Here is a 14,727-nt window from a genome sequence, read left to right as displayed (position 1 = left end):
AGCCTCATGGGCACAAAAAAGCCGCCCTTACGGGCGGCTGAAGTACTTCGATCTCTATCAGAAGCTCTGACTAAAACTGATGGTCATCGCATGGTCGTTGGTCTCGCTGGAGACTTGCCCCGAGTAACCGATACCGAGCTTGCCCGCCGGTGTGATCTGGAAGTCGACCCCGGCTTCGAGCAACGCGCTGTCCTTGGCAATCGGTACGCCTTGTGTACTGAACGAAGCACCGCCGTCGATGAAGGTCAGGTCAGCGTCAGGCGTGGTGTCGCCGTAGGCATGTCGCCAGCCGATGGCGGCACGTGGAGTCAATTGACTGCCATTGGCCAGGGTCAACAACTTGCCGACGCGTATACCGAGTGTTGAGTAGGTGATGTCCTGGTCGGCATCGGCCTTCAGGCGCCCCGCTCCACCTTTTTCCTTGGCGGTGTCGGTGTCGTAGTTGACGTAGGACAGGCCGGCAAACGGTTCTACAGCGATGCCGGCAGCGTCAATGGTGTAACCGACTTCGCCGAATACCTGGGCGCTGCGAGCGTCGTAATCGGCCTTCAGGCGATCGTTGTAGCTGCCGACGCTGACGTCGCGTTTAGTCTCGATGCTGTGCCAGCTATATGCTGCGCCGAGACGCACGGCCAATGCGTCGAATTGCGAACTCAGATAACCCGCCAAGTGGTAGCTGTCCACCGACGCATCGGAATGACGATCATGGACATTGAGGTTACTGCGGGTGTAGCCAGCCGCCATGCCTGCACGCCAGGTGTCGTCCAGTGGCTTGTCGGTGCCGAGCATGAAACCACCGAGGTTGCGATCCACTTGGGCGCTGTTGCGGGTGCCATCCATATCGCTCCAGGCGCCGAGAGCACGAATCCAGCCAACCATTTCGCCGTGGCAGCCGTTGCTGCTGAGTTGGGCATCGGTCGGTGCCAGGGTCTTGCGTGGGTCGCCTGCGGCACTGCAGGTTGGCTGACGCATGCGATCGTTGACCGCTTCACGAATGAAGCGCGAATCTTCGAGTGCTGCGCTGGCGGTACTGGCGTGAATTTCTCCGGACAGACTGTCGAACGCATTGCGCGCACCGGCAACGCTCAAGTTGACGATTTGCCCCTGCAAGGCAGCACCTGCTGCGCCGTTGCGTGACAACGCCGACGCGGTGTTGCGCTGATTACCAGTGGCCGCAACGTCGACGAACGAATTGCCATTGCGGCTGACAGCCAGCGTGACTGAATCAGCGCCGTAACTCAGCGCCGTGTTGAGGAACGCGTACTGCGGCATGTTCGTGCTGCTGAAGGTACCGATGACGCCGCCGCCCGCAGTGATCAGCGAGTACGTGGTGTTGCCGGTGAACGGTGCCAGGCTGTTGACTTGCAGGCTGCCGCCAAGGGTTGCAGTGCCACCGACCGCCAACGGTGTGGCCGTGGATGAGCTGACGGTCAGGGCCAACACCCCGTCCGCCGCGTTGGTCAGGTTGCCGGCCACGCTCAGCGTACCGTCTGCTGCCCCCGAGGCCACGACACCGTGGTTGACGATGGAGCCGACGCTGCCGTTGCCGCTCAGCCCGGCGCCATTGGCGACGGTCACCTGCGCCCCCAGCGACGCACGGGCCGCTCGGCTGCCGACTTGCAGCACACCTTGATCCACCGAGAAAGCGCCGCTGAACGGCTGATCGCCGGTCAACAACAACGTGCCCGCGCCGCGTTTGGCCATTGCACCAAGACCACTGAGCCGGCCGTTGAACTGGCCATTGGTGTTCTGCTGGAACACCAAGGTGGCGTTGTCGGTGATGTTGCCTTGCAGGCTGGTGGTGTTACCGATCAGCGTACCGCCGCTGACGGTGGTGCCACCGCTGTAGGTGTTGGCCCCCGTGAGCACCAGGATTCCGGAGTCAAGTTTCTCGATGCCACCCGTGCCCACCAGTGGAACCGAAATTTCAGTGCTTGCACCGGCATTGACCCGAACCGGCGCCAGGGTACCGCCGGCGCCGTTGACCGGTGTCAGGCTGCCACCGGCGCCAGGCACCAAGCTGTAACCGCCGACCAAAAACTGCAACCCGGTGAAGCTCTGATTTCCTTGCACCGTCACCGTGCCGCCCTGATCGGCGAACACCGCGAACTGACCGTTCGAGGCGAGTGCCTGGGTGCCGGTCGGATCGGTCCAGTTAGTACCAGGGCCCCACACACCGCTGCCGCCACCGACGGTGCCGTCTGGGTTGGTTGTGCCGCCATTCCAGAATTGCACTTCACCCGGCGTACCTTGCACCAGCAAGTTCACCTGATTGGCCAAACCCGTTTGCAAGCTCAGATTAGCTGCCGACACGGGCAGGCTGCCATACACCAGGCCGTTGTCGGTCAAGCTGCCGCCATAGCGGAACAGTTGATAAACCCCGGCGCCGAAACCACCGGCGTTACTGATGTTCAACGTGCCGTCGAGGGTCAGGTTGCCCGCAACGTTGACCACCGTCGTGGAGCTGGAGGCCGAGCCGAGACTGAAGTCCAGGTTGCTTCCCGAAGACAACGCCAGTGAACCCACCGACAACGGTGTGGCCGTGCCGCCACCGACGAGTGTCGCGCCGCTGGCCAGTTGCACGGCGCCGCCGAGCTGACCGCTGCCGCCGATTTTGGCGCCGCTGGCGACATCGACATTGACGCTATTGAGCACGCCGTTAACGGTCAATGTGCCGGCCTGCACCGAGGTGTTGCCGGTGATGGCGTTGTTACCGCTCAGGAGCAATTGGCCGGTGCCGGTTTTATTGAGGGTGCCGGTGCCAGTGAGGTTGCCGGTGTAGCTGCCGTCACTGTTTTGCTCGAAGGTCAGCGTGGCGTTATTGACGATGGCGCCCTGCAGGCTGCTGGTATCGCCAGTGGTGCTGCCGCCGTTCAGCATGGTACCGCCGCTGTAGGTGTTGGCACCGCTAAGCAGCAGGCTGCCGCTGCCGTTTTTGACCAGGCTGCCGCTGCCGGCGACGGCGCCGATCAGGCGGATGCTCTGATTGCCGGCAAGTGTCAGTTGCGCCCCCAGGTTGACGGCGTTGGCCAGTTGTAACGCCGAGGTGCTGTCGAGTGTGGCATCGCCGAGCACACTCAGCGCCCCGCTGCCGATGGCGCTGTTGTTACCCAGGATCAGCGCCCCGCCGTTGAGCTGAGTGCCGCCGCTGTAGGTGTTGCTGCCGTTGAGCGTCAGGCTTGATGCGCCAGCCTTGATCAGGCTGCCGCTGCCGCTGATTACGCCGCCGAGGGTCAAGGCATTGGAGCCGCTAATGTTCAAACCACCATTTAGCACCACCGCGTTGCCGAGGCTGACCGTTGTGTTGCTGTCCAAAGCAGTGCCGTCGGCAGCGGTCAACACCCCGGTTCCAAGCGCTGCGTTATTGCCAACCACCAATTTGCCGCCATTCAACGCGGTACCTCCGGTGTAGCCGTTGACCGAGTTGAGCACCAGGGTGCCGGTGTCATACTTACCCAGGATACCGGCGCCATTCAGCGCGACACCAAGGGTCGCAGTGGCGTTCGGATCAACCCGCACCGAAGCATTGCCCAGCGAACCGTTGACCAGATTCAGTGACCCGGCCGTACCGTTCTGCAGACTGTAGCCATCGGTAACGAACTGCATGCCGGTAATGGTTTGTGCACCATTGACCGTCACCGTGCCCGCCGCTCCCTGGAACACCGCAAAGTTATTGGTCCAGGCCTGATTGGTGGTGCCGTTGACGTCGGTCCAGTTGGTGGTACCGCTGCCCCAGACGCCGCTGCCACCGTCAACCGAGCCATTGGCGATCAATTGGTTGCCGTCCCAGAACTGCACGGTGACGCCGGGTGCACTGACCAGCAGGTTGATCTGATTGGCCAGTGCGGTTTGCAGTTGCAAGTCGCCTGCGGTGACGCTGCCGGGGATGGCACCGATCAGCATGCCGTTGTCGGTCAAGCCGCCGGTGTAGTTGATCAGGCGATACACGCCGCTGCCAAAGCCGCCGATGTCGCTGACGTTAAGCGTGCCATCGAGCGTCAGGTTGCCGCCGACATTGACCAAAGCGTTGCCACCACCAGACACCGGCGTACCGAGGCCGACGTCGAAGTTGGAGTTAGCGCTGAACACCAGCGAATCCACCGACAAGGTACTGCCGGTGGCGCCCGCCAGATGACCGCCATCGGCCACGGTGACCGCACCGGTCAATGTACCGCTGCCACCGAGGGTGCCGCCGCTGTTAACCAGCACGTTGGCGCTGGCCAGCGAACCGTTGACCTGCAACGTACCGGCGTTGACGTTGGTGTCGCCGCTCAGGTCGCTGACACCGCTCAGGGTCAGGGTGCCGGTGCCGAGTTTGGTTAACCCGCCGTCACCGCTGAAAATGCCCGCGAAGGTACTGCTGACGTTGGTGCCGCCGAGGCTCAATGTGTTGCCGGTGCCGATCAGCGCGGTGCCGCTGCCGGTGAGTCTGGCAAGGCTGCCCGAAGCGCCAAGGTTGAGCGCCGCGCCACCGCCGAGATTGACCGTGGCGTTGTTGCCCAGTGCGCCAGTGCTGAGGGTGGTCAGGCTGCCGGACAACACATCGAAAGTGCCGCCGAAGGTGTTGTTGCCGCTCAAGGTCACGTCGGCCAGACCGTTTTTAGTCAGCGTCCCGGTGCCGGCGATTACGCCACCAAGGGTCAAGTTGTTGTTGCCGGCCAGGCTCAGATTGGCGTTGACGTTGAGGGTGTTGGCGAGCACCAGTGGCGAGCTGCTGTCGAGGGTCGCTGCGCCCCCCACGGTCAGTGCGCCGGAGCCGATTGAGGCACTATTGCCGAGGGTCAACGCGCCGGCGTTCAGCGTGGTGCCCCCGGAGAAGGTGTTGATGCCGTTAAGCGTCAGGTTCGACGCGCCATTCTTGACAAATCCGCCAGCGCCGCTGACAACCCCGGCCAGGGTCAGATTGTTGTTGCCGATGTTGCTCAGGTTGGCGTTGAGCACCACGTTGCTGCCCAGGCTTAGCGCGCTATTGCTGTCCAGCGCCGAGGCACCGGCCACGGTGAGGTTGCCTTGGCCCAGCCCCGAGTTGCTGCCGGTGGTCAAGGTGCCTGCGTTCAGGGTGATGCCGCCAGAGAAGTTGTTGTTGCCGCTCAGGGTCAGGTTCGATGCGCCGTTTTTGGTCAGGCTGCCGGCGCCATTAACCGTGCCGGCAAGCGTCAAACCCGCAGTGCCACCGATGCTGAGGTTGCCGTCCAGGTTCACCGCGTTGTTCAGCGAAATCCCGGTGCTGGTATCCAGCGTGGTGCCGTCAGCCGCATTCAGTGTGCCGGAACCCAGCGCCGAGTTGGACGCCAGAATCAGACCGCCCGCGTTCAGAGCCACCGGTCCGAGGAAGGCATTATTGCCGCCAAGGGTCAGGTTGGCCGCGCCGCTTTTAATCAAGCCCCCGGTGCCGCCGATCACACCGTTCAGGGTCAGCGAATTGCTGCCGATCACGGTGAGGTTGCCGTTGAGTGTCGCCGCGTTGGCCAGTGTGACCGTCGCGTTGCTGTCCAGTTGCGTCCCGGCGTTGGCCGTCAGCGTGCCCGAGCCCAGTGCAGTGTTGCTGCCGACAACCAGCATGCCACCGTCCAGTTGCGTGCCACCGCTGTAGGTGTTGGCGCCGTTAAGTACGAGGGTGCCGCTGTCGAGTTTGTTGAGAATGCCACTGCCGTTGATGTTGACGCCCAGGGTGCCGGTCACGCCCGGATCGACACGCACCGCGGTGGTGCCACCGGTTCCGTTGACGGCGGTGAGTTGCCCCGCCGCACCACTCACCAGGTTGTAGCCGTCGGTGAGCAATTGCATGCCGGTGAACAACTGCGTGCCATTGACCGTCACGGTGCCCGCCGTGCCCTGGAATACCGCGAAGTCACCGGCCCAGGGCTGGTTAGCCAAGCCGTTGGCGTTCGTCCAATTATTGCCAACACTATTCCAGGTACCGGTGCCGCCATCGACCACGCCGTCAGCGTTGGTCTGGCTACCGTCCCAGTAGCGAATGTTGGAATTGGGAGCCGACACTTGAATGTTGATCTGATTGGCAACCCCGGTCTGCACCACCAGATCGCCGAGCGCGTAACCGAGCGGCACGCTGGCAACATCCAGGCCCAAATCGGTCAGCGAACCGGTGTAGTTGAACAGACGGTACACGCCGATGCCGAAGCCACCTGCATCGGTGACGTTCAGATTACCGTTAAGGGTCAGGTTACCGCCGATGTTCATCAGCGACGCGGTTGACGGCGTGGCAAGCTTCACGTCCACATTGCTGCCAGCACCGAGCGTCAAAGTACTGGCCGCGAGCGTATCGCCTGATGACAACAACAGATGGCCGCCATTATTGATATTCAAAGAACCGATAACCGAGCCGGTACCCGTCATGCTACCGCCGGTATTGACATTGACCTGTGCGCTGTTCAACGAGCCGGACAGGTTCAAGGTGCCGGCATTGACAGTGGTATTACCGCTGATGCCGCTGATGCCGGTGAGGTTAAAGGTACCCGTGCCGACTTTGATCAGGCCGCCGCTGCCGCTGAGGTCGCCATCGAAGGTGCTGGAGCTGCTGAAGCCGCCGACGGTCAGCGTATTGCTGCCGGTCAGTTGCACGCTACCGTTGCCGGTCAGCCCCGCCAGGCTTGCGTTGCTGCCCAGATTGAGCCCGGCGCCGGCGCTGATGTTCACGCCAAAGGTGTTGCCCAACGCGTTGGTGTTGAGGGTGGTGACGCTGCCGGAGAGGATGTTCAGAGCGCCAGTGAAGCTGTTGTTGCCGGCCAGGGTCAGGTCCGCCAGACCGCTTTTGGTCAGGCTGCCGGCGCCATCGATGATGCCATTGAGTCTCAAGTCGTTGTTGCCCTCGACGGTCAGCCCGGCGTTCAACGTGATTGCGTTGCCGATGCCAAATGACAGGCTGTTATCCAGCGTCGCCGCGCCACCGACGATCAATCCGCCGCTGCCCAAACCGTTGGTATTACCCAGGGTCAGTGTGCCGCTGTTGAGGGTGGTGCCGCCGCTGAAGGTGTTGTTGCCGTTCAGGGAAAGGTTGGCCGCGCCGTTCTTGGTCAACTGGCTGGTACCGCTGATGACGCCCGCCAGCCCAAGGTTTTGCGTGCCACCGATGGTCAACGCCGCATTGAGCACGATAGCGTTGGTCAGGTTTACCAGCGGCGAATTGCTGTCCAGAGTCGCTGCACCACCCACGGTCAGGGCACCGCTGCTCAGCGCAGAACTGTTGCCGACGGTCAGCGTGCCGGCGTTCAACGTAGTCCCACCGATGAAGTTATTGACCGCGTTGAGCGTCAGGTTGGACGCGCCGTTTTTCACCAGGCTGCCAGCGCCGCTGACCAGGCCGGTCAGGGTCAGGTCTGCACTGCCACCGATATTTAACGCGCCGGCCAGTGCCACTGCGTTGTTCAGGCTGACGTTGGTGTTGGCATCCAGCGTGGTGTTGGCCGCTGCGTTCAGAGTACCGCTACCGAGCGCAGTGTTGTTGCCGACAGTGAGCTTGCCGGTGTTCAACGCGGTGTTGCCCAGGTAGGTGTTGGCTCCGTTGAGAGTCAGGTCGGCAGCGCCGCTTTTGATCAGCCCGCCGGCACCGGCAACCACGCCGCCGAGGGTCAGCGCATGAGTGCCGCCAACGGTCAACGTGCCGCCGAGGTTGACGTTGTTGGCAAGGGCTACCGCAGTGTTGGCGTCCAGCGTGGTGGTGTTCGCCGCATTCAGCGCGCCAGTGCCGAGCGCGGTGTTGGAGCCGACAATCAGCGAGCCGGCACTCAACGTGGTGGTGCCGGTATAGGTGTTAGTGCCGTTGAGGGTCAGGCTCGACGTACCGTTTTTGGTCAAACCGTTGCCACCACTGATGACGCCGCCGAGGGTCAGCGCATTGGCGCCGCCAGCGGTAAGGTTGGCATTGAGGGTGATCGCGTTGTTCAGCGTCACCGCCGAGCTGCTGTTGAGGGTGCCCGCACCGGCCACGGTCAGTGCGCCGGTGCCGAGTGCCCCACCGTTGCCAACGGTGAGGCTGCCAGCGTTCAGCGTAGAGCCACCGCTGAAGGTATTGGCACCGTTGAGGGTCAGGTTGGCGGTGCCGTTCTTGATCAACTGATCGACACCGCTGATTACGCCTCCCAGGGTCAATCCATTGCTGCCACCGATGGTCAGGGCATTGTTGAGGATGACGCTGTTGTTCAGCGTTACCGCACTGTTAGCGTCCAGCGTTGCAGCGCCGCCGACAGTAATATTGCCACTGCCGAGTGCGGCATTCGCGCCGGCCGTCACGGTCCCAGCATTCAATGCGATGGCACCCAGGAAGGTGTTGCTGCCATTGAGAATCAGATTGGCAGCACCGTTTTTGGTCAGGCCGCCACTGCCGCTGACGATGCCGCCAAGGGTCAGGTTGGCGCTGCCGCCAATGTTCAGATTACCGCCCAGGGACACTGCGTTGGTCAGTGCCACCGTGGTGCTGGCGTCGAGGGTGCTGCCTGCTGCTGTGGTTAATGCGCCAGTGCCCAGCGCGGTGTTGGAGCCGACTATCAGTGTGCCAGCGTTGAGTGCGGTGCCGCCCGAGAAGGTGTTGTTACCGCTGAGAGTCAGGTTCGCGGTGCCATTTTTGATCAGGTTACCGCCGCCAGTGACGACACCGCTCAGCCCCAGCGCTTGGGTACCACCGATGCTCAAATCCGCCGCCAACGCGACAGCATTCGCCAAGGTCACTGCCGTGGTCGCATCGAGCGTGGTGCCGGTCGCCGCGTTCAACACGCCGGTGCCGAGCGCGGTATTGCTGCCTACAAACAAGCTGCCGCCGTTGAGCGCAGTATTGCCGCTGTTGCTGTTGTTACCGCTGAGGGTCAGTCTGGCGCTGCCGAATTTGGCAATGCCCCCGGTACCGGTCAATACGCCGCTAAGGGTCAAGGCATTGCTGCCGAACGTATTGAGAACGCCCGTCATCCCCACGTTGTTGGCCAATGTCACGTTGGCGGTGCTGTCCAGGCCGGTGCCAGCGGCAGTGGTCAGCGCACCGCTGCCGAGTGAGTTGTTATTGGTCACCAGTAAACTGCCAGCACTCAGGGTCGTGGTGCCGGTGTAACCGGTGTTGGCACCAGCGAGCTTCAGGCTGCCGATGCCGGTTTTGGTAATCCCGCTGCTGCCGCTGATCAACCCGCCAAGGGTCAATGCACCAGCGCCCGTGGCGGTCATCGTGCCGCCAAGGCTGATGGCGTTGTTCAAGCTGATAGTGCCCGGCGCCGACAAACTGGTCGCCCCGATGAAATTGAGGGTGCCGGTACTCAGCGCCAGATTGTTGCCCAACTGAACGATACCGCCGTTGAGCGTTGTATTGCCCAGGTAGGTGTTGGCCGCGCTGAGATTCAACTGGCCAGCGTCGACTTTGGTCAGGCCGCCGCTGCCCGAAATCACGCCACTCAACGTCGTGTCGTTGGTGCCACGTACGGTCATGCCGCCCGCCCCCAGCGAAATCAGGTTGCTGACGTTCAACCCGGCGTTGCTGGCCTCGATGATCCCGCCGTTGGAGGTCAGCACACCGCTGCCAAATGTCGCGTTGTTGTTGAATTGGGCGACGCCACCGTTGAGCGTAGTGGCACCGCTGACCAGTGGTCCCAGCAATGTCCAGGTACCGCTATTGATTGTCAGGTTATTGAAATTGACGTAAGTGGCGCTGGAGGCGGTACCGATGCCGGAGGTGTCTCCGCCAACACCCGTCGGGTTTTGCAGTATCAAGCTGTTGGTGCCGCTCGCGCCGCCGTCTACCGTGCCGGTGGGAGCGAAGGTCAGGTTGACGTTGATCAGGCCGCCGAGACCGACAGTGATCTGAACCCCGTCACCGACATTGACCGATGAATTGGTCACCGCAGTAAAGGTGTTGGTGCTGTTTCCCCCCATCGACACGCTGCCGTTGATGGTGCCCGCATTGGTAAAGCTGTTACCCGCGGCTGAAGTTTCGAACGCCACCCGGCCGGTGACAGTCCCTGTGTTGCTGTTGGTCATGTTGACTTGCGAGCCGCCGTAAACACCAATGACTGGCGCATCCGCCAAGGTCACGCCACCGATCGCCAGCCCCGTAGAAGTGATGGTGCCGTTGTTGGTGATGCTAGTGGTGCCGGCAGCGGCATTGTGTACGGCAATGGCCAGACCTTCGATGCTGGTCAGAGGCAGCCCAACCCCGAGTAACGCCCCAGTGCCGCGAATAATCCCGCCAACGTTGTTGAGCACGTTGACCGTGCTGGTCGCAACGGTGCCGATGAACGCACCGCCACTCAACACTGACAAAGCACCGCCCAAAACCGCCGGGTCAATGGTGCCGCTGTTATTCAGTGTTATGTTGATCCCGGTCAGGTCCAGCACATGGCCGCCGAGAACGGCGTTCATTTGCGTTCCGGTACCGACGTTGACCGTCAAATTGTTAGTAGCGCTGGCGAAGGTGTTGAGCGGTAGTGGCGTGCCGCTGCACGTCACTGTCGCTCCAATCGTTGAGCAACTCGCCAAAGCCTCGGCACTAATCCCACCGAACAACAGTCCGGCGACGCTCAGTTGTACAGCAATGGACAGTTTGGAAAAACGCGAGACGAGGGCAATACCAGACCTTGCTTCCACGGGGCTACTCCTTGTAGTGGACACTTCTTCCTTGACTGCGACGGTCATCAAAAACCGTTAAATTCCTGATACACGCTAGTCGATGCCCAGCAGCGGACATCGATTAAATGGTGTTAATACTTTCGCGATAACCGCCCGGAATGATTAAAAATTCGCGCCCATTGTCAGACCGAATCTTTCGGCCTATCTTGTACAGAACCTATACACGGCGACATACCATGTACAACAAAGAGCAATGGCCACTCACGCTGTACTACGACGGTGACTGTCCGCTCTGCGCCCGAGAAATAAAGCTCCTGCGCCGCCACGCAGCGCCGCAGCGTTTGCTGTTGGTTGACATGAGCAGCGTGGAATTCGAGGCCCATACCTTCGGTTTCACCGTTGAACAAATGCAGGATTCACTGCATGCCCGGTTCGCCGATGGGCGCTGGGTCAAAGGCCTGGACGCGACACTGTGGAGTTGGCGGGCTGCCGGTTTGGGGCGTTGGGCCGCACCGCTGACATGGCCCGTGTTACGGCCATTGCTTGCCGTCGGCTATCGGCTGTTCTGTCGTTTGCGCCCGCATTTGGCATGGCTGCCTCACCCCGAGGGAAACCGCCGCTGCCGCGACAATGCCTGCACGGTTGAACTCGATCCCAAACCGAAGAAGGTTGTGTAACAGGCTTTACCCTCCTGCCAAGGGTTACCGCGACATCATGCGCAGCAGCGCTGCGAGGAAGCAAAAATGCACCCGTCATTAGCCGAGCATTACCGCGAAATTCTAGTCGGCGTAGGTGAGAATCCAGACCGCGAGGGTTTACTGGACACCCCAAAACGCGCAGCCAAAGCGATGCAGTACCTGTGCAACGGCTACGAATTGAACCTTGATGAAGTCATCAACGGCGCGCTGTTCGAATCGCAAAGCGATGAAATGGTGATCGTGCGTGACATCGAGCTGTATTCGCTGTGTGAGCACCACATGCTGCCCTTTATCGGCAAGGCCCACGTGGCGTACATCCCCACCGGGCGCGTCCTGGGTTTGTCGAAAGTGGCGCGGATTGTCGACATGTTTGCCCGCCGGTTACAGATACAGGAAAACCTGACCAAACAGATCGCCGACGCGGTCCGCAACGTCACCGATGCCGCGGGCGTTGCCGTCGTCATCGAAGCCAAGCATATGTGCATGATGATGCGGGGCGTCGAAAAGCAGAATTCGGTGATGACCACCTCGGTGATGCTGGGCGCCTTTCGCGAGTCGTCCACGACCAGGCTCGAGTTCCTGCAATTGATTGGCCGACGAAATTGAAGGGAGCCATCCAATGAACGATGCCTTCAACATGAACTCCCTCGGTGACGGTTACCGGGCGTTGGTGATTGGCGGGAGCGGTGCACTCGGCTCGGCGTTCTGTGAATGGCTGGATCAGGATTCACGCTGCGCGATTGTCCGGGCGTTGACGCGCCACACCTCACCGGGACTGGATCTGGAACAGCCTGAAAGTATTGCCAGCGCCGCCGCCGAATTGGCCGCCGAAGCGCCGTATCAGTTAATTGTGCACGCCGCAGGACTGCTGCATCGGGGCAACATCAAGCCTGAAAAAACCTTTGCTGCGATTGATGCAGAGGCGCTCCAGGCAGTGTTTCAAGTGAACACCCTGGGGCCCGCGCTGGTGTTGCGGCATTTTTTGCCGTTGCTTGATCCATACGGCGCAATGGCCATGCTTTCGGCCAAAGTCGGCAGCATTGGCGATAACCGATTGGGCGGTTGGTACGCCTACCGTTCTTCGAAAGCGGCGTTGAACATGCTGATTAAAACCGCCGCCATCGAACTTGCCCGCACCCGGCCTCAAACACGGCTGTTGAGCCTGCATCCCGGCACCGTGATTTCGAGCCTTTCCCAACCTTTCAGCGGCGCCGCTGCAGCCAGGCCGGCGCGGGTCGCGGCGCGTGAATTGCTCTCATTGATTGACCGTCTCGGCGCTGCGGACAGCGGTCAGTTCTTTGCTTATGACGGCGAGCGTTTGCCGTGGTGAGCGCTGGCCAGGTGGCTTGTGATGACTAAAATCAGGCGGTTGTGCCTGGTCCTCGGCGACCAGTTGTCCTTCGACCTTGCTTCATTGCACGCGCTCGATCCCGAGCACGATGCAGTGCTGTTGGTGGAGGTGATGGAAGAAGCCAGCCACGTGCCCCATCACCCGCAAAAAATTGTGCTGATCTTCAGTGCCATGCGCCATTTTGCCGAGGCATTGCGACAGCGTGGAATGCGCGTGCAGTACGTCCCCCTCGACGACCCACAAAACAGCGGCTCGGTGCCCAGTGAACTGCAGCGTTGGCACACACTGTTGAAGCCCCATGAAGTGCACCTCACGGAATGTGGTGATTGGCGCCTGGAGCAGTCGCTAAAGGACTGTGGGTTGCCGATCACGTGGCACGCCGATAGCCGTTTTCTGTGCAACCGCGATGAGTTCAGCGCGTGGGCGGACGGCAAAAAACAGCTGCGCATGGAGTTCTTCTACCGTGAGATGCGCCGCAAAAGCGGACTCTTGATCAATGGCGACGGCACTCCGGTCGGCGGGGCCTGGAACTTTGATGCTGACAACCGCAAGGCACTGCCCAAAGGCGTGTCTGCGCCCTACCCGGCCCGATTCACCGCAGACGCAATCACCGAGGAAGTGCTGACACTGGTGCGCAAACACTTCAGCAGCCACTACGGTTCCCTCGACACCTTCGACTATCCGGTCACCCATGCCGACGCCCAGGCATTGTGGGACTACTTCCTGGAGTATGGCCTGGCGGCTTTTGGCGACTATCAAGACGCCATGGCCAGCGACGAGCCGTTTCTGTTTCATGCACGTATCAGCGCCGCGCTTAATATCGGCCTGCTGGATGTGCGACAGCTGTGCAGCGACGTCGAGGCCGCCTATTGGGCGCACAACGTTCCGCTGAATGCGGCTGAAGGTTTTATCCGGCAACTGATCGGCTGGCGTGAATACGTGCGAGGGGTTTATTGGCTGAAGATGCCGGACTATGCCCATGGCAATTCATTCGGTAACAGCAGGCCGCTGCCCGAGTTCTACTGGACAGGCGACACCCGGATGAATTGCATGCAGCAAGCCATCGGCCAAAGCCTGGAGCATGCCTATGCGCACCACATTCAACGGCTGATGGTGACCGGTAACTTTGCGCTGCTCGCCGGCATCGCCCCGAGTGAGATCTGCACCTGGTACCTGGCGATCTACATGGACGCTTTCGATTGGGTGGAACTGCCAAATACGTTGGGCATGGTGATGCACGCCGATGGCGGTTACCTGGGCTCAAAGCCTTACTGCGCCAGCGGCCAGTATATAAAACGGATGTCTGACTACTGCCGAAACTGTGCGTACAAAGTCACTGAAAGCACCACTGAAGATGCCTGCCCTTTCAATTCGTTGTACTGGCATTTTGTGATGCGCCACGCCGACCTGCTGCGCCGAAATCAACGCATGGGCATGGTCTACAAAAACCTCGACCGCATGCCTGAATCCAAACAACAAGCGCTTTGGCAACGCGGGCAGAATTTGCTCGCCAAACTGGATGCGGGCGAGTCGATTTAGAAACACGGCACGCGTTGATTTCCGGCTCGACGACTCCCAACACCTTAACGGGCCATGGCGTAAGCGCACCAAGGTTGGTGCGCAGAATTTCAAGGTACAACCAGCGCGACCATCCGCTTAGCGTGCTTGAACTTTCATTCTTTTAGCTCAACGCTAGAAGCTCTATTTCAAAAATAAGTGTTGCGTTAGGGGGTATTTTGCCCGGAACACTTGAGGCGCCATAGGCATAATCTGGCGAAATAGTCAGTTTGCTCTTTTGGCCGACACTCATTTTTGCGACACCTTCGTCCCAGCCCTTGATGACATCTCCTTTGCCTATTGTGAACTTAAGTGGGCCGCGATTTACGCTCGAGTCAAACTGTGTTCCATTCTCCAGCATACCGGTGTAGTGAACGGTGACAGTTTGCCCTGTCTGGGGAAATGTAATTCCGTCACCCGGTGTAATCGTCTCCAGTGTAACGCCCATGTGCAATTCCTCGTGTGTTGGCGCAGCAACTGACTAACGCCCTCGCCTCAATCCTTTGTCAAATGCTCTCCGACGTCTACTGTCATTTATTACAGTTTTTAGCGTTTTTG

Annotated in this window: 6 protein-coding genes; 4 read left to right on the top strand and 2 right to left on the bottom strand. The window is 60.6% G+C overall.

Translation table 11 applies throughout. The features are described from left to right. Positions 1–57: 57 nt before the first annotated feature. Complete coding sequence (locus ACQR3R_RS06830) at positions 58–10,581, bottom strand: autotransporter-associated beta strand repeat-containing protein (RefSeq protein ID WP_428271255.1); 10,524 nt, start codon at positions 10,579–10,581, stop codon at positions 58–60. A gap of 218 nt (positions 10,582–10,799) precedes the next feature. Here ACQR3R_RS06830 and ACQR3R_RS06825 point away from each other — a divergent pair, with 218 nt between their 5' ends. The 4 genes from ACQR3R_RS06825 (at position 10,800) to ACQR3R_RS06810 (ending at position 14,151) form a co-directional block, all read left to right on the top strand. Next, positions 10,800–11,240: a DCC1-like thiol-disulfide oxidoreductase family protein gene (locus ACQR3R_RS06825; RefSeq protein WP_428271254.1), complete on the top strand. Its 441-nt coding sequence runs from the start codon at positions 10,800–10,802 to the stop codon at positions 11,238–11,240. Between the two features lie 66 nt (positions 11,241–11,306). Beyond that, positions 11,307–11,867: a GTP cyclohydrolase I FolE gene (gene folE, locus ACQR3R_RS06820; protein WP_428271253.1), complete on the top strand. Its 561-nt coding sequence runs from the start codon at positions 11,307–11,309 to the stop codon at positions 11,865–11,867. A 13-nt stretch (positions 11,868–11,880) separates the two neighbouring features. Continuing rightward, positions 11,881–12,591: an SDR family NAD(P)-dependent oxidoreductase gene (locus tag ACQR3R_RS06815; protein ID WP_428271252.1), complete on the top strand. Its 711-nt coding sequence runs from the start codon at positions 11,881–11,883 to the stop codon at positions 12,589–12,591. A gap of 21 nt (positions 12,592–12,612) precedes the next feature. Continuing rightward, on the top strand, positions 12,613–14,151 hold the full coding sequence (locus ACQR3R_RS06810) for a cryptochrome/photolyase family protein (protein WP_428271251.1): 1,539 nt from the start codon (positions 12,613–12,615) through the stop codon (positions 14,149–14,151). A gap of 142 nt (positions 14,152–14,293) precedes the next feature. Here the strand turns inward: ACQR3R_RS06810 and ACQR3R_RS06805 are convergent, their stop codons facing one another. Further along, positions 14,294–14,617 carry an FKBP-type peptidyl-prolyl cis-trans isomerase gene (locus ACQR3R_RS06805; RefSeq protein ID WP_428271250.1) on the bottom strand — a complete coding sequence of 108 codons (324 nt, stop codon included), beginning with the start codon at positions 14,615–14,617 and terminating at the stop codon, positions 14,294–14,296. Positions 14,618–14,727: the final 110 nt, after the last annotated feature.

This window comes from Gordonia sp. IEGM753 (assembly GCF_050321825.1).
Lineage (GTDB): Bacteria > Pseudomonadota > Gammaproteobacteria > Pseudomonadales > Pseudomonadaceae > Aquipseudomonas.
Note: the sequence above shows the minus strand (reverse complement) of the source record. Positions and strands in the feature narration are given on the sequence as shown.